This is a genomic window from Nocardia vinacea (genome assembly GCF_035920345.1).
In the GTDB taxonomy this organism is placed as follows: domain Bacteria; phylum Actinomycetota; class Actinomycetes; order Mycobacteriales; family Mycobacteriaceae; genus Nocardia; species Nocardia vinacea_A.
Genome location: NZ_CP109149.1, coordinates 7,825,796 through 7,847,830 on the forward strand (window position 1 = coordinate 7,825,796; position 22,035 = coordinate 7,847,830).

The 22,035-nt window shown below is 65.6% G+C and carries 26 protein-coding genes; 11 read left to right on the top strand and 15 right to left on the bottom strand.

Annotated features, from left to right (window positions below; translation table 11 throughout):
- Nucleotides 1–3: 3 nt before the first annotated feature.
- The 3 genes from OIE68_RS35605 to OIE68_RS35615 all read right to left on the bottom strand — a co-directional run bounded on the left by OIE68_RS35605 (nt 4) and on the right by OIE68_RS35615 (nt 4,459).
- Nucleotides 4–741 (bottom strand): energy-coupling factor transporter transmembrane protein EcfT, encoded by a 738-nt coding sequence (locus OIE68_RS35605; RefSeq protein ID WP_327095323.1) that lies wholly within the window; start codon nt 739–741, stop codon nt 4–6.
- Entirely contained in the window at nt 741–2,855 is a 2,115-nt protein-coding gene (locus OIE68_RS35610) for an ATP-binding cassette domain-containing protein (protein ID WP_327095324.1), read from the bottom strand. Before OIE68_RS35610 ends, OIE68_RS35605 begins: the two co-directional genes overlap by 1 nt.
- Before the next feature lie 137 nt (nt 2,856–2,992).
- The gene (locus OIE68_RS35615; protein WP_327095325.1) at nt 2,993–4,459 is read right to left on the bottom strand and encodes an NAD(P)/FAD-dependent oxidoreductase; all 1,467 of its coding nucleotides are present in this window, start codon (nt 4,457–4,459) and stop codon (nt 2,993–2,995) included.
- 125 nt (nt 4,460–4,584) lie between these two features.
- Here OIE68_RS35615 and OIE68_RS35620 point away from each other — a divergent pair, with 125 nt between their 5' ends.
- Complete coding sequence (locus OIE68_RS35620) at nt 4,585–5,652, top strand: AraC family transcriptional regulator (RefSeq protein ID WP_327095326.1); 1,068 nt, start codon at nt 4,585–4,587, stop codon at nt 5,650–5,652.
- On the opposite strand, the gene OIE68_RS35625 is transcribed toward OIE68_RS35620, so the two are convergent.
- Complete coding sequence (locus OIE68_RS35625) at nt 5,649–6,428, bottom strand: metallophosphoesterase (protein WP_327095327.1); 780 nt, start codon at nt 6,426–6,428, stop codon at nt 5,649–5,651. The genes OIE68_RS35620 and OIE68_RS35625 overlap by 4 nt on opposite strands.
- A 161-nt stretch (nt 6,429–6,589) precedes the next feature.
- Complete coding sequence (locus tag OIE68_RS35630) at nt 6,590–7,024, bottom strand: MarR family winged helix-turn-helix transcriptional regulator (RefSeq protein ID WP_327095328.1); 435 nt, start codon at nt 7,022–7,024, stop codon at nt 6,590–6,592.
- An 86-nt stretch (nt 7,025–7,110) separates the two neighbouring features.
- On the opposite strand from OIE68_RS35630, the gene OIE68_RS35635 reads away from it, so the two are divergent.
- Entirely contained in the window at nt 7,111–7,755 is a 645-nt protein-coding gene (locus tag OIE68_RS35635) for a TIGR03086 family metal-binding protein (RefSeq protein WP_327095329.1), read from the top strand.
- Between the two features lie 388 nt (nt 7,756–8,143).
- On the opposite strand, the gene OIE68_RS35640 is transcribed toward OIE68_RS35635, so the two are convergent.
- The 4 genes from OIE68_RS35640 to OIE68_RS35655 all read right to left on the bottom strand — a co-directional run bounded on the left by OIE68_RS35640 (nt 8,144) and on the right by OIE68_RS35655 (nt 11,108).
- Nucleotides 8,144–8,935: an RNA pseudouridine synthase gene (locus tag OIE68_RS35640; RefSeq protein ID WP_327095330.1), complete on the bottom strand. Its 792-nt coding sequence runs from the start codon at nt 8,933–8,935 to the stop codon at nt 8,144–8,146.
- 88 nt (nt 8,936–9,023) lie between these two features.
- Nucleotides 9,024–10,022, bottom strand: coding sequence for an adenylate/guanylate cyclase domain-containing protein (locus OIE68_RS35645; protein ID WP_327095331.1), 999 nt, complete (start codon nt 10,020–10,022; stop codon nt 9,024–9,026).
- 100 nt (nt 10,023–10,122) lie between these two features.
- A complete protein-coding gene (locus OIE68_RS35650; RefSeq protein ID WP_327095332.1) occupies nt 10,123–10,455 on the bottom strand; it encodes a galactose oxidase early set domain-containing protein in 333 nt (110 codons plus the stop codon).
- Nucleotides 10,456–10,502: 47 nt separating this feature from the next.
- Nucleotides 10,503–11,108: a PadR family transcriptional regulator gene (locus OIE68_RS35655; RefSeq protein ID WP_327095333.1), complete on the bottom strand. Its 606-nt coding sequence runs from the start codon at nt 11,106–11,108 to the stop codon at nt 10,503–10,505.
- 114 nt (nt 11,109–11,222) lie between these two features.
- Between OIE68_RS35655 and OIE68_RS35660 the strand changes: the two genes are divergently transcribed.
- Nucleotides 11,223–11,678 carry a hypothetical protein gene (locus OIE68_RS35660; protein ID WP_327095334.1) on the top strand — a complete coding sequence of 152 codons (456 nt, stop codon included), beginning with the start codon at nt 11,223–11,225 and terminating at the stop codon, nt 11,676–11,678.
- Between the two features lie 58 nt (nt 11,679–11,736).
- Here OIE68_RS35660 and OIE68_RS35665 read toward each other — a convergent pair whose 3' ends face one another.
- Complete coding sequence (locus OIE68_RS35665; protein WP_327095335.1) at nt 11,737–12,225, bottom strand: hypothetical protein; 489 nt, start codon at nt 12,223–12,225, stop codon at nt 11,737–11,739.
- A 180-nt stretch (nt 12,226–12,405) separates the two neighbouring features.
- On the opposite strand from OIE68_RS35665, the gene OIE68_RS35670 reads away from it, so the two are divergent.
- The 6 genes from OIE68_RS35670 to OIE68_RS35695 all read left to right on the top strand — a co-directional run bounded on the left by OIE68_RS35670 (nt 12,406) and on the right by OIE68_RS35695 (nt 17,101).
- Nucleotides 12,406–12,651, top strand: a complete 246-nt coding sequence (locus OIE68_RS35670) for a DUF6480 family protein (RefSeq protein WP_327095336.1) — start codon at nt 12,406–12,408, stop codon at nt 12,649–12,651.
- Between the two features lie 44 nt (nt 12,652–12,695).
- Nucleotides 12,696–13,916, top strand: coding sequence for a cytochrome P450 (locus OIE68_RS35675; RefSeq protein WP_327095337.1), 1,221 nt, complete (start codon nt 12,696–12,698; stop codon nt 13,914–13,916).
- A complete protein-coding gene (locus tag OIE68_RS35680) occupies nt 13,913–14,497 on the top strand; it encodes a helix-turn-helix domain-containing protein (RefSeq protein WP_327095338.1) in 585 nt (194 codons plus the stop codon). The genes OIE68_RS35675 and OIE68_RS35680 overlap by 4 nt, the downstream gene beginning before the upstream one ends.
- Nucleotides 14,498–14,659: 162 nt before the next feature.
- Nucleotides 14,660–15,643 carry an aldo/keto reductase gene (locus OIE68_RS35685; protein WP_327095339.1) on the top strand — a complete coding sequence of 328 codons (984 nt, stop codon included), beginning with the start codon at nt 14,660–14,662 and terminating at the stop codon, nt 15,641–15,643.
- A gap of 514 nt (nt 15,644–16,157) precedes the next feature.
- Nucleotides 16,158–16,490, top strand: coding sequence for a hypothetical protein (locus OIE68_RS35690; RefSeq protein ID WP_327095340.1), 333 nt, complete (start codon nt 16,158–16,160; stop codon nt 16,488–16,490).
- 92 nt (nt 16,491–16,582) lie between these two features.
- The gene (locus OIE68_RS35695; protein WP_327095341.1) at nt 16,583–17,101 is read left to right on the top strand and encodes a hypothetical protein; all 519 of its coding nucleotides are present in this window, start codon (nt 16,583–16,585) and stop codon (nt 17,099–17,101) included.
- Between the two features lie 74 nt (nt 17,102–17,175).
- Here the strand turns inward: OIE68_RS35695 and OIE68_RS35700 are convergent, their stop codons facing one another.
- The 3 genes from OIE68_RS35700 to OIE68_RS35710 form a co-directional block, all read right to left on the bottom strand.
- Nucleotides 17,176–17,394 carry a hypothetical protein gene (locus OIE68_RS35700; protein WP_327095342.1) on the bottom strand — a complete coding sequence of 73 codons (219 nt, stop codon included), beginning with the start codon at nt 17,392–17,394 and terminating at the stop codon, nt 17,176–17,178.
- 94 nt (nt 17,395–17,488) lie between these two features.
- The gene (locus tag OIE68_RS35705) at nt 17,489–18,070 is read right to left on the bottom strand and encodes a threonyl-tRNA synthetase editing domain-containing protein (RefSeq protein WP_327095343.1); all 582 of its coding nucleotides are present in this window, start codon (nt 18,068–18,070) and stop codon (nt 17,489–17,491) included.
- Nucleotides 18,070–18,606 (bottom strand): cupin domain-containing protein, encoded by a 537-nt coding sequence (locus OIE68_RS35710; RefSeq protein WP_327095344.1) that lies wholly within the window; start codon nt 18,604–18,606, stop codon nt 18,070–18,072. The genes OIE68_RS35705 and OIE68_RS35710 overlap by 1 nt, the downstream gene beginning before the upstream one ends.
- Nucleotides 18,607–18,845: 239 nt before the next feature.
- Here OIE68_RS35710 and OIE68_RS35715 point away from each other — a divergent pair, with 239 nt between their 5' ends.
- Both OIE68_RS35715 and OIE68_RS35720 read left to right on the top strand, forming a co-directional pair.
- Nucleotides 18,846–19,793 (top strand): helix-turn-helix domain-containing protein, encoded by a 948-nt coding sequence (locus tag OIE68_RS35715; RefSeq protein ID WP_327095345.1) that lies wholly within the window; start codon nt 18,846–18,848, stop codon nt 19,791–19,793.
- Nucleotides 19,794–20,058: 265 nt separating this feature from the next.
- The gene (locus tag OIE68_RS35720) at nt 20,059–20,361 is read left to right on the top strand and encodes a hypothetical protein (protein ID WP_327095346.1); all 303 of its coding nucleotides are present in this window, start codon (nt 20,059–20,061) and stop codon (nt 20,359–20,361) included.
- Nucleotides 20,362–20,449: 88 nt separating this feature from the next.
- On the opposite strand, the gene OIE68_RS35725 is transcribed toward OIE68_RS35720, so the two are convergent.
- Both OIE68_RS35725 and OIE68_RS35730 read right to left on the bottom strand, forming a co-directional pair.
- Nucleotides 20,450–20,785 (bottom strand): calmodulin, encoded by a 336-nt coding sequence (locus OIE68_RS35725; RefSeq protein WP_327095347.1) that lies wholly within the window; start codon nt 20,783–20,785, stop codon nt 20,450–20,452.
- A gap of 163 nt (nt 20,786–20,948) precedes the next feature.
- Nucleotides 20,949–21,980: a peroxiredoxin family protein gene (locus OIE68_RS35730; RefSeq protein ID WP_327095348.1), complete on the bottom strand. Its 1,032-nt coding sequence runs from the start codon at nt 21,978–21,980 to the stop codon at nt 20,949–20,951.
- Nucleotides 21,981–22,035 lie beyond the last annotated feature (55 nt).

Here is a 22,035-nt window from a genome sequence, read left to right on the forward strand (position 1 = left end):
CGATCAGGCGAGCAGATCGAGGACGACCGCGCCGAGGCAGACCGCGATGACAATCGTCAGGGCGATCGCGTCATTGCGTCCGGGGGCGCTCGGGCGGGCGGTGAGCTGGCCGGTGCCGCCGCGCGCGGAGATGGCCTCGCCCAGTTCGGTTGCCCGGCGGCTGGATACCGCCATCGCGGCGGTGAGGATATCGACGAGCGGATTATCGGCGGCGCGAGTGAGCAGGCCATCCTTCGGGCGCAGTCGGCGCGCCGCCCGCAGTACCCGGATTTCGTCCATCAGCAGCGGCAGTCCGCGCAAGGTCAGCGCGATGACCACGGCCCATTCGTCCACGGGCACGCGGAATCTGCGCAGTGGGGCGCCGAGTTTGGCCAGTGCGGGGGCGATATCGCCCATCGGGGTGGTCCAGGCGATCAGGAACGAGGAGGCCAGCAGGATCAGGCCGAAGACGGTGACATTGGTGTAGCGCAGCACGGATTCGCTGCCCACCGGCACATTGAGCAGAGCGCCGATGCCGATCGCCGCCCAGAACCACCACGGCAGGCGCGGCAGTGTGCTCAGCGGCAGTCGGGCCATCACCCCGATCGCGATCAGGAATACGACCATCAAGCCGAGTACCGGCCAGGACGGCAGGAACATCAGCACCACACTGATCAGGAACGCTCCGATAATCTTGGTTCCGGCCCAGAGGCTGTGCACCGGACTGGAAACCGGCACTTCGCGGAACAGCACCGTACTCATTACCGACCTCCGTTCCCGAGTCGCCAGGCCGGATCGCCTGGGCGCGTTCCCGGCATTGCCGTGCAGGAATCCAGCTGGTGTGCGGGCACATTCGCGGTATCGCGGATCGGATCGGTCTCCAGAATGCGTCCGGACTCGAGGTGTACGGTCCGGTCGCAGACCGCGGCCATATCGTGCACGTCATGTGAGATGACGATCAGGGTGAGGCCGGAATCGCGCAGGCGGGCAAGCAGTTCCACGATTTCGGCGCGACCGTGCGGATCCAATCCGGCCAGCGGTTCGTCGAGCACGACGACCGGCGCGTGGCTGGCCACAATGGCCGCGAGCACCACGCGCTTGGCTTGGCCGCCGCTGAGTTCCTCGATGGAGCGCGCGGCCAGTGCGCGATCCAGACCGACCGCATCCAGTGCGCGTCCGACCGCACCGGATCCGGTGGCACGTCCGCCCCAGTCCGCGATTTCGTCGCCGACCGTCTGCTTCTGCAGCTGTAGCCGGGAGTGCTGGAACGCCAATTCCACCCGGCCGATCTGCTTCGCGATCGGCTTACCGCCCAATTCGCAACGGCCGGAACTGGGTTCGATCAATCCGGCCATGATCCAGGCCAATGTCGATTTTCCGGATCCATTGCCGCCCACCACGAGTAGCGCCTCGCCGCGCCGCACTGTCAGGTCGACGCCGTGCAAAGCCGGTGCGGCCCACGGTGTTCCGTGGTTATAGGTGTGGCGGACCTCGCTCAGCTGCAGGATGGTTTCGCCCATCGGCCGACGCCGGATCTCGCCGGCCGGTCGCGGCCAGGCAGGCAGCCGTTCCACGGTCCGGCCACCGGCCAGATGCACCACCCGGTCGGCGGCGGCGGCATCGGCCTCGTGATGGGTTACCAGCACCACCGCCATCGGATGGCGTTTGGGCAGTTCGGCCAGGAGTGCGACGAGATCGCGGCGACCGTCCGGATCGATCATCGAGGTGGCCTCGTCGGCAATAAGCAGCGCGGGGCGGCGGGCCAATGCCGCAGCCACCGCCAGCCGCTGCTGCTGGCCGCCCGAAAGCGTCGCGGTCTCGCGATCGCCCATGCCGTCCAGGCCGACCTCGCGCAGCAGACCATCGATATCGACCGCGGCGGCGAGTTCGGTGGACAGACCCCACACCACATCGTCGGCGACGAGCACACCGAGCGTTTGACTCTCCGGCCGCTGCAGCACCAGCGCGGTGCCACCCAGATGGCCGAGGCCTGCGGCGCCCGGCCGGTCCACACTGCCGGTGGACGGCGGATGTCCCGCGAGCAGCCGGGTCAGTGTCGATTTGCCCGATCCGTTGTGGCCGACAATGGCCACGAATTCGCCGGTATCGACCGTGAGATCGATACCGGACAGCGCATCCACCGGCGCGCCCGGATAGCGGAAGCCGACCTCGCGCAGTCGCACCGGCAGCGGCGCGATCGCCCGGTCGTCGGGCTGTGCGTCGAGCCGGTCCCGACTGGGCAGCCAGGACAGCCGGTCGAGTACCGAGCCGAGTACGAACCAGGAGAACACCGCCGTCGCGACGATGCCCACCAGCACACCACCGCCGATCAGGAGCCACCACCAGCGGATCGCGGCGTCCGCGGCGTCGGCGACTCCGCGTCCGAGGGGTTCGAGCTGGGGCTGCCGCGCCGCCGTCCGCTCCAGGCCCTCCGCGGTGCTGCGGATGGTGTTGAACAGTAGATCCCGGGACCGGGACAGTACGAACAGCGATCCGACGGCGAAGGCCGCGAAGCCGAGACCGGCGATTACCGACAATCCGAGCACCGCGGGCAAGCTGCCGCGCCGACGTTTGACGATGCCGATAATGCCCGCGATGGTGGCCGAGCTGAGAATGCCGAATGCGGGCACGATGCCCGCCGCGACGAAGCAGACCAGCACGGCCGATCCGGTCGCGGTGATCAGGGCGCGCAGCCGATAGCGGTGCGCGATCATGGCCAGCGGCACCGCGGCGACCAGCTGCAGCGCCGCGGCGAACGGAATCAGCGCACCGACGGTGACCAGGCCGACGGTGGCACCGCCGAGTACCGCCCCCACCGCCAATTCGATCGGGCGCAGCGGTCCGCGCTCGGTGGGGCGGGCGGGCAGATCACTCACGGGGTCAAGTCTGCCAGGATCCTGTGGACAGTTCGTGTGGTCTTCCTGTGGAGACCGTGAGGTCATGACTGCGCCTCGCTGGCGCTCGGCTCCGTCATGACCTCGAAGAGGCTGTGTTGATTTGCTCGCTCTGCTCGCTAGACGACCCGGGTCAGCTCGTAATCGGCGGCCTTCAGCTTGCGGACCCGACGGCGATAGGCGAGCTGCGGACCCGGCCAGTTGTTCGTGATCCGGCCCGAAGCGGTGCGATACCAGCTGGAGCAGAAGTTCCACGGTGTGCGCTCGAGGCGCTGCTGAACCGCGGTATTGAATTGCGCCTCCGCCTCGGGACGCACCTCGAGCACGTGGCCGGGACGGTCGGCGAGCAGTTGGACGGCCTGGCGGATATAGCGGGCCTGCGATTCGATCATGTAGATGATCGAGCCGACGCCGAGATTGGTATTCGGTCCGTAGACCAGGAACAGATTGGGGAAGTCGGGCACGGTAATGCCGCAGTAGGCGTGCGCGCCGCCCTGCCAGGCATCGGAGAGCTTGCGGCCCGCGCGGCCGTAAATATTCATGGGCCAGAGGAATTCGGTGCCCTTGAACCCGGTGCCGTAGATGATCACCTCCGCCTCGTGCACCGTGCCGTCGGCGGTGCGCACGCCGTTCGGCACGATTTCGGTGATGGCGGTGGTCTCGACCTGCACATTCGGTTCGAGCAGAGCCGGGTAGTAGTTGTTGGAGAACAGGCCGCGCTTACAGCCGATCGGGTAGTCGGGGGTGAGCTTGGCGCGCAGTTCCGGATCCGGGACCTGTACTTCCAGATGTTTCGACGCGATTTTCGCGACCAGTCCTACGATCCACGGGAACTCGACAAGGCCGAGCGCGATGAATTCGGCGATGGCCCACCAGCCGAAGCGTTCGACGAGCAGGGCGCCGGGCAGCCGGGCGAAGAGTTTGTGCTGGACCGGGGTGTAGTCGGTATCGAATTTGGGCAGCACCCAGGCCGCTGTGCGCTGGAACAGGGTGAGGTGTTCGACCTGCGGCTGGATCTCCGGAATGTACTGGATGGCGCTGGCGCCGGTGCCGATGCAGGCGACGCGTTTACCGGCCAACTCGACGCCGTGATCCCATTCGGCGGAGTGGAACGCCTGACCGGTGAAGGTATCGATGCCAGGGATGTTCGGCAGGGCGGGCCGGGACAGTTGGCCGACCGCGGAGATGAGCACGTCGGCGGTTCGGGCCGTGCCGTCCTCGGTCCGTACGGTCCAGCGGCCGGAACTGTCGTCGAATTCGGCGTCGGTCACCTCGGCACCGAAATGGATCGCCTCCAGCAGGCGGTGCCGCTGGGCGACACCGCGCAGGTAGTCGTGGATCGCGGCCTGTCCGGAATACCGCTGCGGCCAGTCCGGCTTGGGCTCGTAGGAGAACGAGTACAGCGGCGACGGCACATCACAAGCTGCGCCGGGGTAGGTATTCTCCCGCCAGACCCCGCCGATGTCCGTGCCGCGCTCCAGGATAGCGATATCGTCGAAACCGTTGCGCCGCAATTCGATTGCCATCCCGACGCCGCCGAAACCGGCGCCGATGATGATGACCGAGGGCCGTTCGCCAGCTGTCATTTGTGGCACTCCTCACAGCACTGTAGATGAGTTCCACTCTAAGACTGCTGGTCGCGTATGGGGGCTGATCCTTTCGAGCGACCTGCAAGCAGTCGCTACGGGTGCTATCGAGATTTTCGGCCATAATGTCCGCTGTGGAGCGGGTACAGGATCCGGGCATCCGCGACTGGAACTTTCCGCGCGGCATCGCCAGCGTGGCACTTATGGTCGGCTATGCCGGTGAGCAGGGCGTGCCCGTCACGCGCATGCTCGCCGGAACCGGGCTGACCGAGGCCATGCTGCACGATCCGGACGCGCAGATCGACGCGCGCACCGAACTCGCCGTCATCCGCAATCTCGTCCGCGAACTCGCCGATATGCCCGCGCTCGGTGTCGAGATCGGTCGCCGGTATCGGATCACCACTTTCGGCATTTTCGGCTTCGCCTGCGTCAGCAGTCCGACGCTCGGTGAGGCGATCTCGTTCGCGCTGCGCTATCTGGAGCTGAGCTTCACCTTCTGCCTGCCCGTCGCGGAATGGGGGGAGGGCGAATTCATCGCGTGGGTGCACGACGAATCGATTCCGGTCGATGTGCGCCAGTTCCTGGTCGAACGCGATGTGACCGCCATGCATCAGGTCATGAGCGATCTGATCGGTAAACAGCTGCCGCTCACCAGGGCCGAATTCCGTTTTCCCGAGCCGACATACGTCGATCGGATCATGGCGGTCACCCAGGTGCAGCCCCGTTTCGGGCGGCCGCACAACCTGTTCACCATCGATCCGGCAATGCTGGAACAGCCACTGCCGCAGGCGAATGAGCACACCTGGGCCATGTGCCTCGCGCAATGCCGCGATCTGGTGGATCGACGCCGAGCCCGCACGGGTATCGCGGCCGAGGTGCGCGAACTCCTTGTGCCCGGCGGTGCGGACGGATTCGCGGCCCCGCGTGGAATCGACTCCGTCGCACGCGATCTCAATATGAGCACTCGCACCCTGCGCCGCCACCTCGATGCCGCGGGTACCAGCTACCGCGCGCTGCTGGACGAGGTGCGCCGCGCGCTCGCCGAGGAAATGCTCACCGCCACACCACTTTCGGTGAGCGATGTGGCCATCCGGCTCGGCTACGCCGAATCCTCCACCTTCATCTACGCCTTCAAGCGCTGGACCGGCGCGACACCGGCCGCCTACCGCCGCGAGCGGGCGGTGCGCCGCTAATGCGGCTGCACGCCGATCCGGCCGCCCATCGCAACGCTCCGGAAATGCGTTGTGATGCGGTGATTTTCGTCGATGACGTGCAGGGCGATGGCCGGATCCGGCGCGTAGTCCATCACGCGATGGGGGAGCTCGAGTTCCCACTCCCCGCCGAGTACAGAGGCGGTGCTCGGGGAGATCAGTAGCGGGCGGCCCGCGAAGGTGGTCGTGGCGGCGGAGTGCGCATGTCCGGTGATCACGCCGACAATGCGTTTGTCGGCGGCGACCACCTCGGCCAATTTTTCGGGCTCGGCCAGCGAGATCTCATCGATGACCGGACTGAACAGATGTGCGGGCGGATGGTGCAGCGCGAGGAGTACGGGCGCGTCGGCGGGTGCGGCGGCGAGTACGCCGCGCAGCCAGCCGTAGGTTTCCTCGGCGAGTCGGCCGCCGGATTCGCCGGGGACGCTCGAATCCAGCAGGGCCACGGTCAAATTGCCGATCCGGTGTGCGTGATTGATCGGCGCGGTCGACGCGGATTCGCCGAGCAGGATCGTGCGGAAGGCGGCGCGGTCGTCGTGATTACCGGGCAGGGCGTAGACGGGGATATCGGTGTCGAGTGCGCCGCGCGCCTCGGCATACTGCTCGGGCTTACCCGAATCGGTGATATCGCCGGTCACCAGAATGGCATCGGGCCTGCGTCGCAGATCGGCGAGATAGGCCATGACCCGCTCGACCCGTTCGGCATTGCGGGTGCCGAGATCGAAATGGGTATCGCTGACCTGAGCCACCAGGATCATCGGCGTTCGCTTTCTCTGGGGGATCGCTCCATTGCGTCAGAGGGTGTCGGCATCGTGTGCCGGCACGTCTACAGGCTAGATGACCTGCGGGTTCCGCGTCGCCATGAGGCTGGCCACCGGTAGAAGGCCGCCGGGTCGGAAGTGGTCGCACGCACACCGGGTCAGCTCGACGGGTCGACGACCGATGCCCACAGCGTCTGCAGTGACCGCAGGAACGACTTGCGATCGGCGGCTGGGAGCTGGGACAGCAGTCGGTTCTCCTGCTCCTGGATATCGCGTTGTGCCTGGTCGCGGGTGGTTCGACCGGCCGGGGTGAGCGAAATCAGGCGTGCGCGCCGGTCGGCCGGATCGAGGTCGCGCCGGATGAGGCCGCGCTGCTGGAGTTCGTCGAGTGTGCCGATGATGCGCGTCTTGTCCGCGCGGATCTTCTTGGCCAGCGCGGCCTGGGTGTAGACGGGTTCGTCGCCGAGTCCGAGCAGGACCACATAGCCCCACATGGTCAGGCCGTGCCGCTCGAGTATGGGCAGTTCCGCCATGGCGAGGGCGCGGCCGAGCGGCGCGATCATCGCGGCGAGGTCGGGACGCTTTTCCGGCATGGGTAGAAAATACCGCTTGGCTTATGATAAGCCTGAGCTTACGATAAGCAGATGCGTATAAATTTTGATATATCGAAAGGAAAGCGATGACCACCGATTCCGACACCGCCGCCGGGTTGCAGACCCTCAAATCACTGGGGACACAGGTCGATTTGATCGCCCTCAATGCCCAGGCGGTGCGCACCAGCATCGAAGTCGTTTCCCATCTGACCGCCGCCGATCTGACCAAGCCGACGCCGTGCGTGGGCTGGACGCTGCATGGGTTGCTGGCGCACATGATCACCCAGCACTACGGCTTCGCGGCCGCCTCCCGCGGCGAGGGCGATCTGTCGCTGTGGCGGCTGCGTCCGCTGGGCGATGACCCGGTCGCGGACTACCGTGCCGCCGCCGATCATGTGCTGGCTTCCTTCGCCGAGGACGGCGTGCTCGACCGGTCCTTCCCGCTGCCGGAGTTCACCCGCGCCTTCGAATTCTCCGGAGCCGAGGCGGTCAGCTTCCACTTCATCGACTACGTCGTGCACTCCTGGGATGTCGCCCGAACCCTCGGCCGCACAGTGCATTTCGACGACGACTTGCTTGCGGTCGCATTATCGGTGGCCGAGGTCGTCCCCGGCGGCCCGGCCCGGCTGGCCCCTGGCTCCGCCTTCGGGCCGGTCATCGCCTGGTCCGGTGACTCCGCGCTCGACGAGATCGTCGCCATCCTCGGGCGTTCCCCGAGTTGGCCTGCGTAGTCCTCGCCCGCTTTCGAGTGGTCACCGTGCACCAATTACTTTGCTGCGCATCGAATTCCCGGTCATTCCGGCGCGGAGGTGTGCTCGCCGGCAGCATCGCCACTGCGCCTCCGCTCCGGTGATCGCCGCTTGCAGAGGTCCCAATCGCGGCAACTGCGACACATCGGCTCCGGTGATGCCGCAGGTGATTTACCCTGTCGCGCACGGAGTTCCCGGTCACTCCGTGCGCGGCGCGCAAGGAACGTGAGCAGCGCTGGCATGGCCCGCGGAGGTTGCGGTCGGGTCGCGCCCGCGGCACATCCGGTCTGGTGATTCGCCGAGCGCGACATGGCCTGTCGCGCATGGAATAGCCGGGCTATTCGCGCGCGACGTTGGGCAGGGGCGAGGGCTATTCGGTTGATGGGGGCGGAGATTGGGCGGTGCGCAGGAGGTTGTCGGCGTGTCGGAGGAGGTCGGTGGCGTCGGGGGTGGGGTGGAGGGGGTGCCAGAAGTCGGGGGTTGGGGTTGCTCGGAGGGTGAGGGTCGGGGGTGTGCGCCAGGGGGCGGCGAGGGCGAGTTGCCAGGAGTGGAGGTAGGTGCGGTCGTATCGGGCGGATTTGTCGAATAGGGGGTCGCCGACGATGGGGTGCCCGATCCAGGCCAGGTGTACGCGGATCTGGTGGCGGCGGCCGGTGATCGGGCGCACGGCGAGCACGGCGTGGGTTTCCGTGCGAAGGACCGTTGTGAACTGGGTTGTCGACGGATAGTTCTTGGTGGCCAAGAGATCCGCGTCATCGACGAACCAGCGACCGGCCTGCTCGCGAATGGATTCGCGGGGCGCGGCGATTCGCACGCGGTTTTTGCGGCCGACGCTGAGCGGCAGTTCGATGACGCCGCGATCGGGCAGGCCGGACGACTCGACGATCGCCAGATAGGCCTTCTCGGCCGTCTGCTTATTGAACTGCCTGGTCAGCTGCCCGTGCGCGCCCAGCTCCTTGGCCAGCAGCACCAGTCCGGAGGTCACCTTGTCGATCCGGTGCACCGGATACAGCGTTTCCCCCACCGCTGCCGCCGCCTCGACGATATCGCTGTCGTGCCGCTCCCCGGTCACCGAAATCCCAGCGGGTTTGTTCAACGCCAGCACCGCCGCGTCCTCCTCGATAACGCAGCTCTCCCGCAACTCGGCCCACTCGAACTCCACCGGACGAGCTTAGAGCGCCGTTCACGCCACCCCGAACCCCAACGGAGCGAGTCTTACGAGCGAACCCGCAGCGCCGCAGGCGCTGCAATCAAACACGGCGCCGCAGGGTGTGCGGGCGCAGGCGGTTGAAGCCGCGGACGCGCACGCTGCGCAGATTGCGGATATCGAACTCCGGATTGCCGTCCAAGGCCGCGGCGGCGTCGTCATCGACGAGAACGGTGCCGGGTCGGGCGACGCCGGTGAGCCGGGAGGCGATATTGACCACCGAGCCGTACAGATCGCCGAAGCGTTGCAGCACCGGTCCGTATGCCACGGCGACCCGCAGCTCCGGCGTGCCGCCGACCATCATCGTGCTCTCCTGGATGGCGAGTGCGATGCGCGCCGCGTCCGAAGGATCCTCGGCCGCGAACATGACCTCGTCGCCGACATTCTTGATCACCCAGCCGCCGTTTTCGGTGATCGCGGCGGTGGTGGTGGATTCGAATGCCTCCAGCAGCATGGAGAGTTCGTCGGGGTGCAGATGCCTGGTGAGCCGGGTGTAGCCGACCATATCGGCGAAGCCGACCGCCAACTCGCGCACCGCCTCGCCCGCCGTGGTGCCCGGATCGAGGGAACGGGCCAGGGCCGCGGCGAGGTGGCGGCGCCACGCATAGGTATTGAGCTGTTCGAGCGTGGAGATGGCCGCCTCGGTGGCGGCGCGCGCGATTTCGGCCGGATCGGTGCCGGGCGCGGCGGCGGCCATCCGAGCGCTGATTTCGGCGAGCACCACATCGACCTGCCATTCGGCCAGTCGTGCCATGCCCTGGCCGAGGGTGCGTGCGGTCGCGGCCTGCTGACGGGAGTCCGCCGAGGCGAGCACGTTGAGTGCGCGGAAATTGCGCACCGCGGCGATATCGGCGTCGGCGTAGTCGACGGCGGCGTCGTCGAGACCGGCTGGGAAGCCGAGTGCCATCCACAGCCGCTTGGTCAGGTCGGTGGTGGTCCCGGATTGTTCGGCGACCTGGGTCCGGTTGTAGCGGCGCGGTCCGTCGAGCAGATACGACTCCACGACCGACTCGACCAGCTCGGATATCTCGGTGGGAACCATGATCGGTACCTTACGGGCCGGGCGGTCGCCCATGGCGCCAACGGACCAGGTGGCAGTCACCGCCACCGTTGCCGCGGCCCGGGACTGTGATCGGTCACAATCAGCTCAGGTGCAGCCACTGTCCGGTCGACGGCACGCCCTGGTCGTTCACGACGAACACCAGGTACCAGCCCGGCGGCGCGAGCGCCGGATTCGACGGCAGCGTGATGGTCACGGAATCCGGTGCGGCGCTGGTGAATTCGAGATCGATCAGGCGTTGCTCGTTATCGGAGAAGTGGGTGCACGCCCCAGGTCGGACGAGATTCACCTCGCGCAGGGCCGTAGTGGTAGTCGCGGTAACGGTCACGCCGTAGGCGACGGTGTCCGTCGCGAGCGCGAGTGGCGGTCGCTCGCCTTGGAAAAGGTAAGGCGGCCAATATGTTTCGATGCGCAATTCCTCGGTCTTGCGCGTCGTATGCCGAAGTTGTCCGATGATGTGGGTTACTGCTGCTGGTACGGCAGTAGGGATTCCCTGGACCAGGTGAGGGTGCCCGCGGCCAGATCGGCGATAACGGCGTCGAGCCAACGCAATTCGGCCTCGGTGACCGCGCGCTGGTACTCGTCTTCCAGCATCACCACCCTTGGCAGCTGCATCGCGGCGGCCTGTTTCGCATCGGCATCCATCTCGGCGAGCTTGGCGCGCACCGACTTTGCCCGCCGCTCCAATTCCGTGCGAGCGCCCTCGGGTCCGAGCAGCATCAGGAACGACAGCGCCGCAGGGAATTCCGGGTACTCGTTGCGTGGTTCGCCGATCATCTCGGCGAGCCAAGTCGCGCAGGTAGCGCGGCCGGCATCGGTGATCTCGTAGACGGTCCGCTCCGGATATTGCTGATCGCGGCCGGTTTCGCGGACTGTCACCAGTCCGGCCTCCTGCAGCCTGCCGATCGTCTTGTAGAGCGCGGCGCGCTGGGTGACATTGACGACCTTGTCCTTGCCCCATTCCTTGATCCGGCGCTGGATCGCATAGGGGTGCATCGGTTCCAGATGCAGGATGCCGAGCAGTGCCATCGCCAGAGGAGAGCGCTTGAACTGCGTCGATGCCGTCATACCGCCCATTCTAGTGGTGTCTCGACAACTAGAAACCTACGAACTAGTTGCAAAGAAACTAGTTCTTGTGCAACTATTGATTCATCAGCGGAAGCCGCCCGAAAGGATCGAAAAATGACCGCCAAGACCGCCGCCCGCATCCACGTCGACCACGAGACCACCAAGCGCCTCGGCAACTGGACCGACGCCGACACCTTCGACATCACCGCCCGCTACGGCAGCGTGGTGATCGACCTGCGTTCGCCGCAGATCACCGGTGAGATCGTTGTCCACGCCGATCTCGACCACGCCATGGTGAAACTGCTCGTCCCGGACGACGCCGTCATCGACCAGACCGAACTGCACTGGACCGGTCGCGGCCGGGTGAAGGATTTCGCGCGACCGCAGGAAGCCGCAGGTCGCGTCATCCGGCTCACCGGCACCAGCAACCGCAGTGAATTCCGGGTGCACCGTGCGGGTGTCGCCGTGCTGTCGGCAATGTTCTCGCGGGAGTTCTTCGAGGATGCGCGCCGCGCGCATCGCGACGGCACGCACCCGACCGTTGCCGACCCGGCCAATGCGCCGCGTTGATTCGCATCGGTTGCCGAAACCGCAGTGCCCCGACCATGAGGTTGGGGCACTTGGCATTTCAGGTTCCGTCGAGCCCGATCGTCAGATACTTCACGAAGAACTCGTTGTTCAGCGCATAGCGGGAACGCCGCCGCCGAATCAGGGCGATGGCGTCATCGACCGAATGCCCGAGATCCAGCAGCGTCTGCGCGACCACCAAACCCGAACGGTTGTATCCGTACTGGCAGCGCACCATGACGCTGCGTTCGGCACGAACCGCGGCGGCGGCGATCCCGGCCAACTCGCGCGCCGCCACCAGTTGCTCGGCGTGCAGCGCGGCGTCCGGAATGGCGAGGTGATGGTGTTCGACATCCGGTCCCGGACCGTGCCCCTCGGCCTGGAACAGACTGATCACCACATCGAATTCGGTCCCGACGATCACGGGCACCCGCACGCCCTCGACATTTCCGTAATGATGCCCACCCATCCACAGCTGTGGCACGATCTCGTTCCACGGCGCGTCCGCATCTGGTGTCTTCATCCTGGGCGGCCGGTCCCACTGCACCATCGTTGCCTCCCCGCGTTTCGGCCCAGCTTCCACGGTACCGCCGTCCTTGCCATGGCATTGGCTCGAGAAAACGCGCGGACGTTCTATTGGTATTCGTCGTGATACCGGTGATCGTTGCCATCGTGGTGTTGCGACGCAAACGTGCCGGGCAACCGTCGGACCCGGAAATGATCACCGGCAATGAAGGGCATCGCCATGTCGATGGATCCTGATCCACGGCGCACTCCCGATCTCGATCCGGGCGGCGGCGTCCCACCCGGATCGACCCCACCCGAGACGGCGCAGACCTCCGGTTTGTCCGCGCCCGAGCCGCGCACCAGCCGACACTTCCCGCCGACCGGAGTCGGCTTCATCGCCATGGCCGCGGTGCTGGCAATCCTGTTCATCGTGGTGGCGGTGTTGCTGGTGGTAACTCTGCTGATGTAGAACACGTTCTAGACAGATCTGGCATTCTGTCTTACTCTCGGATCATGACGACAGAGTTGTCTCACCGACCACATTTCGAATTGAGATCCGCGGAGACCTGGCGCGACCCGTGGCAGATGTATGCCGAACTGCGCGCGCACGACCCCGTGCATCACGTTGTGCCCCAGGATGATTCGGCGAGCGACTACTACGTCCTATCGCGCTATTCGGATGTGTACGCGGCGGCGCGGGATGTCGCGACCTTTTCGTCGGCGGGCGGCCTGACCGTCGACTACCGCGACCTCGGCGAGATCGGGCTGCCCGAACCGCGCCCGTTCGTCTTCACCGATCCGCCGGATCACACCAGCTTCCGCAAACAGGTAATGAAAGGTTTCACGCCGCGACAGGTGCGCTCGGTCGAACCGCAGGTGCGCGCGTTCGTCGTCGAGCGGTTGGAGCGGCTGCGGGCGGCGGGCGAGGGCGATATCGTCGTCGAACTTTTCAAGCCGCTGCCGAGCATGGTGGTCGCGCATTATCTCGGTGTGCCGGAACCGGATCGGCCGAAATTCGACGAGTGGACCGATCTCATCATGACTGCCTCCGCAGGCGGCAGTCCGCTCGATGCCCAGGAGGCCATCGGCGAATTGATGCAGTACTTCACCCATTTGATCGAACGCCGCCGCGCCGAACCCGCCGACGATACGATCTCGCATCTGGTGGCTTCCGGCCTCGGTGCTGATGGCGACTATGCGGGCATCATCTCGATTCTCGGCTTCGCCTTCACCATGATCACCGGCGGAAACGACACCACCACCGGCAATCTCGGCGGTGCGGTGCAATTGCTGACCGAGCGTCCGGATCAGCGGCGACTGCTGATCGAGAATCCGGCGCTCATTCCGGATGCGGTCGAGGAGTTCCTGCGGCTCACCTCGCCGGTGCAGGGTTTGGCGCGAACCATGGTGCGCGACATCGAGATTCACGACACCACCATTCCGGCCGGACGTCGCGTACTGCTGCTGTATGCCTCGGCGAACCGGGACGAACGCGAATTCGGTTCCAATGCAAGCGAACTCGATGTGCTGCGGCGGCCCAAACAGATCCTGACCTTCAGTCACGGCAACCATCACTGTCTCGGCGCGGCCGCCGCGCGCATGGTCGCGTGCGTCGCGCTGGAGGAGCTGCTTGTGCGCTGCCCGGATTTCGTCGTCGATATAGATCGTGTGCGTTATGCCCCTGGCAGTTATGTGCGCTGGCCGGATCGTGTGCCTTTCCGGGTGTCCCGATGATGGCCGTACCGGGTAGCGCGGGGGATTGGTTGCGCCCCAGGCGTGCCGATATCGCGGCCGAGCAGATCCTCGATGCGGCCGCGCAGCTGTTCGTCGAGCGCGGCGTCACGAATACCGGGATGGGTGATGTCGCGAAGGCTGCGGGCTGCTCGCGCGCCACCCTCTATCGCTATTTCCCGAACCGCCAAGTGCTGCGAATCGCGTTCGTGCACCGCGAGGCCCGTCGGGTCGGTGCCGCCGTCGCCGAGCGGACTCGCGTGATCACCGATCCGAGCGAGCGCATCGTCGCGGTCATGCTCGCATCGCTGCGCGAGGTCCGTGCCGACCCGACTCTGATCGCGTGGTTCACCGCGGGTGATGCGGGTATCGCCAATGAGATCGGTCAATCCTCCGAGGTCATCGAGGCCATTGCCACCGGGCTGCTGCCGCAGACCGCCGATCCGGACCGCTCCCGCCTGGCCCGCTGGTTGGCTCGTATCATCATGTCGCTGCTCACCGCGCCCGGTCGTGACGAGGCCGATGAGCGGGTCATGTTGGAGCAGTTCGTTGCGCCGGTAGTCATGGGTGCGTTCGCGAGTTGACGTCCCGCCTGCCCGACACGGCAGCGAACGGGGTTGGCTCGCACCCATGGCGGCCCATCGCGCCGAGGTGATCGTTCGCCGCGCAACTCAGCCCTTGACTTGGAGTGCACTCCAGATCGTAGCGTCGATGGCGAAATCGTCGACCAAGGAGGAAAGACTCGCATGATTCCGACCAGGAAGCTCGGCCAGTTGACCGTTGGTGCACAGGGGCTGGGCTGTATGGGCATGAGCCAGGCCTACGGCGTGCGCGATAACGACGACGAATCCATCGCCACCATCCACCGTGCGCTGGATCTGGGCGTGACGCTGCTCGACACCGCAAATGTCTACGGGCCGGAGACCAACGAGCGCCTGGTCGGCAAGGCCATCGCCGACCACCGCGATCGGGTTGTGCTCGCGACCAAATTCGGCATCGTGTGGGGCGAGGACGGGAGTATGGGTGCCCGTGGCGACGCCGCATACGTCAAGCAGAGCTGTGACGCTTCGCTGGCCCGGCTCGGTGTCGACCATATCGACCTCTACTACCAGCACCGCGTAGATCCGAATGTCCCGATCGAGGAGACCTGGGGCGCGCTGTCGGAGTTGGTGCAGGCGGGCAAGGTGCGCTACCTCGGCATCTCGGAGGCATCGGCGGCGACCATCCGCGGCGCGCACGCCGTCCATCCGGTGACCGCCCTGCAGAGTGAATGGTCGCTGTGGACAAGGGATATCGAGGCCGAAGTACTGCCGACCTGTCGTGAACTGGGCATCGGCATCGTGCCCTTCTCGCCGCTCGGCCGCGGCTTCCTGACCGGCGCGATCACTTCCACCGCTGATCTGCCCGCCGACGATTTGCGCCGCCGTCTACCGCGATTCGCCGAGGACAACCTCGACAGCAACCTCGCCATCGTCGCGGCGCTGCGCGAGCTGGCCGCCGAAAAGGGTATTACCGCAGGACAATTGGCGCTCGCCTGGGTGCAGAGCCGTGGCGACGATGTGGTTCCCATTCCGGGCACCAAGCGCCGCACCTACCTCGAGGAGAATGTCGCCGCCGCCGAGATCACCCTGACCGCAGACGACCTCGCCCGCATCGATGCCGCAGCACCCGCCACCGCATTCTCCGGCGCGCGCTATCCGGAACATCTCGCCAAGGCCGCCGGTCGCTGACTACTAGTCGGCCGAGCATTTCGGCGACGGTCAGTAGGGAATTGGCGAGTAGGGCAGCGTCAATACCCGCCCAGCGGGGTTCGAGCGCCAAGCCCATGCGCACCAAGGCCTCGGCGTGGTCGAGGATGATGGCGCGCGAATTGCGTAGTGCCTCACGATATTCCCTGGGCGCCCCACCCGGGTGGCGAGAATCAGCCGCCACCGGGTGGGATTCGCCGGGGCCGTACCGCCGAATGCCTCCACTGTCGCCGAGGCGGCCACAACTGGATCACTACCGCCTCACCTCCACCGGTTCATAGTGGCAGATCTTGTAACTTAAATGGAATCGGTTCGACCGCACGACTTTCGGTGTCGAGAACATACGTTCCCGTTGTATTCGGCGGGGGAAATTGCTACGGTGCGTTATATTTGCTGCGACAGTGTGCGGTGGCGGGGCGCCAACGCCGGTAGCTGCTCCTGACCTGTATGGATCGAGCATTAGAGGATCTGGCACGCGACGGAACGAGGCAAGTCGATGAGGCCGACGCCGACCGCGATCGGATACCTTCGTCAGGACGTGTCGGGCGATGCGATGGACTGGGACATTGCCCAGATCCGTAAGTTGGCAACGCGATACGGATATGACCTCGCCGAGATCGTGCGGCTGGAGGGTGCGGGCACGCATATTCTCGCGGCATTGCGCAAAGTAATCCGCGAGACGGAGGCGGAAGCGGTGATCATGCCGAATCTCGCACATTTGGACGATCGACCGGAAGAACTTGTGCGGGCGTGTGACGTTATCACCGTCAACCCGACCAATACCTATGCCCGACGGGCATATCCCGGGGAATGTGTGTGGGCTGATTAGCCTTGCGTCGGACGCGCCGTCTACGATCTTCGCGTTTGCTTGTCGTCAGCTGCTCCATCAGATCAGTTCGATCAAAGGAGAAGGTATTCGTCATGGCAATTTCCCGGAAGATCGCCACAGCTTCGGTCGCAGTCTCCGCACTCGCCGCCGCGTTGGTCGGCACCCAGCAGGCCGCGGCCGATCCGATTGCCGGCGGCTGCTCCGGCGGCCAATTCAGTTACAACACAAGCCCGCTCGGGATGTCGGTCGCGCCGACCACGGCCACATGGATCGCCAATCTCACCGGTTGCACGGGCGCACCCGCGTCCGAGGCCACGGTCAGCGGCACCTTCAGTGGAAACGGCAGCTGCAACGGTGCCGACGGTCAGATCGACGGCAAGGTCAACTGGTCCAACGGTGTGGTCAGCCGGATCAGCGGGCCGTGGCATGTGCCGGGTGGTGTCGCCAGGTCGATGTCCAACACCGTGACCATCACCGATGGCCCCGGTGCGGGTGGCCAACTGGTGGTCGAACAAGGTCCGATCGGCAATGCCGTGGCAATGGCGGGGTCGTGCATCGCGGGCAATCTCCGCAATGCCGACGTGCCGATCCTCGCGGTGCGTTTCAACTGAACCGATGAACAAATAACGGGTACCGGGCCGTGCGCCCGGTACCCGTTTCAAGCGGCTGGTCCACCGGCGCAAGTTCAGAAGCAGTAGGGGAACTTGCAGGTCGAGGGATCGTTCGGACCGAAGATAATGGCGATCAATCCATTGATGACGGTGTCAGCGACGCCCGATCCGGTGCTGATCGCCACCTCCTGTGCGGTAGCGGGCTGGTCGACGACGGCCACTTCGGCCGACGCCGTCGCGGGTGTGCTGATCAGGACACCGGCCGTAACCGCCAGCAGAACCTTCCGGATCATATTGCTACCTTTCGCTTTTCGGCTCATTGCACCATGCAGCCTAGTCAGGACGTCGAAGGCAGCAGTCCCCGCCAGTGGGTAAGAATTCTGGTCCTCACATGGCACGTCGACCGGTCGAGCGGCGAAATCTGTAGTGCCGCGTCGAGTCGCGTCGCGGACAGATGCGGGAGCGGTCGTGGTCGACGGAGCAGTTGGCCACGACGGTTTCGGCGGGTTCCGCACCGGTGCGATCGGTGGCATGGGGCAGGTGGATGACCCGCTGCCCGCAGACCTCGGCATGTGAGCGCTTGTGCCAGCCGAACGGCGTCAGATGGACCCGTTCGCCGCGTTCTTCCAGGCGTTCGGTGAGCTCGGAGAGCAAGTCCAATACATCGGCGATATGTGACAGCAGATCCAGTCCGGTTGCCGTACTGGATCGTTCGGCCGAGCTCGTCAACTGAGCGAATCCGCTGATGACGATGTATGCCGCGTCGGTTTCGGTGGCAATCCGCCGGACGATTTGCGTGGCCGCTGCTCCCAGCGCGAGATCGCCGCGTTCGACGCCGACCGTCAAGACGAGACAGTCGAAGAATAGTCTGGTCGCCCCGACCGCCGACGGCGCGAGTTCGACAGCGCACGCATTCGCCGTGGTGGGTGCGTATCGGAATGTGCGGCAGCGACTGGTGTGAATCCACATTATTGTCGGGCACCGCACAGGGTGTAACAGAACACGAACGGCTCCGTGCCGTCGTTGAACCAGCCATGAGCGGAGCCGTTCTGGATCACGCAGTCACCAGCGCGCAGCGGCACGTCGATTCCGTTGTCTGTCCGCATCCGGCCCTCGCCGGACAACACGACCACGAAATCGACCGTAGGGGTGGTATGTATTCCCGGCCGCGTCGTATCGAAGGTAGCCATCATCCCCGGCAGCTTCGCGTCCGCCTCGGCAATGGCTGCTTCCATGGCCGAGGCGGACACGTCCGCGGGCGGCTCATAGGACAGTCCAGCCGGGATGGTGATATAGCCGAAACGCAGCCCGCCAGGGCCTGGAAAGTACGTACCGGTCGCCGAGGTCGGCGCGGTGGTCACCGGCAGGGCGGGAACCGCGTCCAACTCCCACATGCGGTGCACGGTCGCCCCGGGTAGCAAGGCGATGGTGATCGGGGCGATGTTCGCGTCGGACAGGATCTGAGTTTCGCCGGAGTCGTTGTGGCCCATTACTACCCTGCGCATCGATACTCCTCACATTTCGCTCGCCGACTTGCCATGCTTCCTCCCATGGCAACACCAGACACGGTAGGAGCGGCGCGCGTGCCCCAGTTGTCGGTGGACGCAGGAAAAATGCCGCCACGCGCAGCGTTCGCCGGAGTACTTCGGTGGCCGGGTGTTCATGAACCGCCCTATCCTGTGCGCAACCACCTATGCGCTGCGTGTTCTCGGGTGCGGACAGATCAAACGTAGGAAGGTGATACGTGGATCACCGAGCCGTATTCGTCGAGTCGGCCACCACACGCACCGTCACACCTGATGAACGCGCGGACTACTGGGCCGAGCTGATCAACTCCTACCACCGGCGTTTCGGATACGCCTTCCAGCGTGGCGGTGACTTCCACGGTCGCACAACGCGGCACCGCACCGACAACTACCAGCTCGTCGGATGGGAATCCGACGCCGTGACCTACTACCGGACTGCTCGACATGTGCACCACGACTCCGACGACGACTATCGATTGCTGCTGCCCATCAGTGGCGAAATGGTCATCTTCCAGCACGACCAGCACGCATGTATCGCCCCCGGCGTCGCCGGTCTGGTGACCATCGACCAACCGCTGGCGTTCTCGCAGGGCGATGGCGCCCAAGGGCTGCTCATGACCATTCCGCGAGGACAGATCGATCATCGTCTCGGCGGCCAGACGCCACCGGCACGGCCGCTGGACCTCACCGCAGGACTTGGCCGGGTGGTCGGCGATCTCGCCACCGGGTTGTTCGCCGAGGGCGCCATCCTTACCAGCCCGCAGTTCGACGCCGTCGCCGAACGGCTGGTCGAGCTGCTGTGCATGCACATCGTCGGCGACTATCCCACCGCACCCAATCATCTCGACGACGTGGAATCGGCTATCCGCCAATACGTCCGCACCCACGTCGAGGATGCGAGCCTCACCGGCACCACCATCGCCCATGCCCTCGGCTGGTCCCTGCGCCAAATCCAGCTCGCACTCCAGCACGCCGGCACCACGCCGCGCGAACTCATCAAGGAAGAACGCCTGCGTCTCGCCTATCTGCGCCTGCGGAATCCGGCATATCGGCAGTGGAGCATCGCCGACATCGCCCTGGGACTCGGCTTCGGCTCGGCAAGCGCCTTCAGCACAGCCTTCCGTCAGCGCTTCGAAGCCAGTCCCCGCGACATCCGTCAGGGTTGATTTGCCCCCTGGGCAGCGTGGATCGGCGCCTCAGCACGTCAACGGGACATGGTCGGTCACCGCATGTGCGGCGACCGACCTCCGCTCCCGGTCGAGGACAATTCGGAGCATGCCATTGTGCCGCAACGTATTTGCTCACCTCGTCGCCATTTCACCCCTCGGTTTATTGGTCGGTGGCGCTCCCGCCTCGGCAGCACCTCCGGCTCGGGTCACCATCTCGGCCGAGTTCGCATCGCCCGAGCAGTTTTCGACTGATCCCGGTGGTGTGTCCGCAATCAGCTATGACCCGGCCGCTGTGCCTTTCGGCGGCCGGGTCACGGTCACCGAGGCACTCGACAAGTGGGGAGGCATGAGCGTGATGCTCGACCTCACCGGTGTGCGGCCACGCCAGACGTATCGCGCGTATGTGCATGTGAATTCATGCAGCGCCGATCCTTCGAGTGCAGGTGAGCGCCTGCGAAATGGTCCATCGCCCGACAGCTACGAGGCCAACGAGGTCTGGATCGACGACACCGCGCCGGCAGCGGCGTGCGTGACCATGCCGTTCCAGCGGCTCGGTGGTTGGTGAGCGGCGGCTACGTTGCGGACTGCTCGGCCGGTTCGGTGAGACCCCGGCCGAAAGCTTCGGCCGGGGTCTGCCGCGGACGGCGTCGCGATCAGCGGATCTCTCGGGTGAGTCGGGAAGACCACGGACACCAGAAGCAACCCGGTAGGAATGGGCCGCAAGCCTCGTCCAGGTGATCCTCGAGGTAGGTGATAGACGAGTCGCAGACCTCGATCGCCATGGTGAAGAAGGTGATCGTGTCGGGGTCGAGGTGGAAGCTCCAACCCGGGTTGTAGTCGACCTCTTGTTTCCTGATGCGTCCCATGACATGGATCGACATCTGCTCATCGCCGGCCAGGATCCGACGCGCTTCCTCGATGCGCTGCTCGTTATTGAGCCGGATGATGAATTCCTTGCCGGAGTAATCGGTGAATGCGAAGTCCGCCATGACATCTCCCTGCCAAAAGTAGTGGATGGGGGTCGCGCGCGGTTCTGCATCGATGCACTCAGCATCGTATCGGCGTGAGAGCGCTGTTGTATACGAAAATCTCTGTGCGACAAACAATTTCGACTGACAGCCGGTTTTCTACGTAGGTAACCTGGCCGAGGGGTCAGTTCCGACCCTGGTTAGCGGCGTTGTGGCCGTTGCTTCGAGAGGAAAGCTGGGCTCGGATCGATTTCCCGGCGAGAATCAACTCACGGATCGCGATAGCGCCCCGCGCGACGGGCGCGGCGACCCGGCCCTCAGCGTCGATCAGCACAGCCGACGGTGTACCGCGGACGCGATATCGCAGCGCTGCCTCGTTGCCCTGCTGCACCAGCGACGGGATCTCGCCCAGACCCTGTTCGGCACCCCAAACGGCCTGCTCATCGGCATCGCCGTTCCCGACGACGACCATGGTCATGGCCGTGCGCGCCCGCCACCGCGGCAGCTCACGGGCCAGCGCGGCGCACATCTCACAGCCCGGGTGCACGAACACCAGCAGCACTGCCCGGCCCCCCGAGAGCAGATCCGCGAGGTTCGTGCGGGCGCCCGCGACGTCGAGCAACTCGAACTCCGGCGCGACCGAGCCGACCGGCAAGCCCTCGGCCCCCAGCGTCGAGAGCGCCTGTTCGTCCAGCCGACGCCGCAGCGCGCCGACCTGACCGACCAGCCACCCCAGGACCCCGCACAGCAGCGCACCGAGCGCGAGCCCGGTCGCGGCATCGGCAGCCAGTTCGGCGGGCACCGAGGGACGGGCCAACGCGCCCCACAGCGCCACCGCCGCGAGCATCATCAGCACACCGTTGCGCACGATGCTGCGCGCGCCGATCGGCGTCGTACTCGCCGCGCCGAAGCATGAGCAGGAGGGACGCTTGCCCCGCCGCAACAAGCCGACCATGACCAACGTGAAGACCGTCAGCAGGAGCAGCGCGCCGACCGCCGCCGCGGCGGCAGTCCGCGACAGGACGACGCCGACCGCCAACACCGCCTCGGCGACCGGCAGCCCCCACGCCAAAGCGGGCACCCACCGCACCGGCACCTCGAACTCCCCAACCGCCTGCCGCGTACCGGCGCGATCGGCCAGTTTCCCCCAGGCCGACAACCCGAACACCACGGCGAGCGCCAACCGCGTAACCCACACCCCGTATTCGATCAGCATGGGCCGCACCCTCCCACATCAGCGGTTATTCGAATTCAGAATCGCCGGAAGAGTA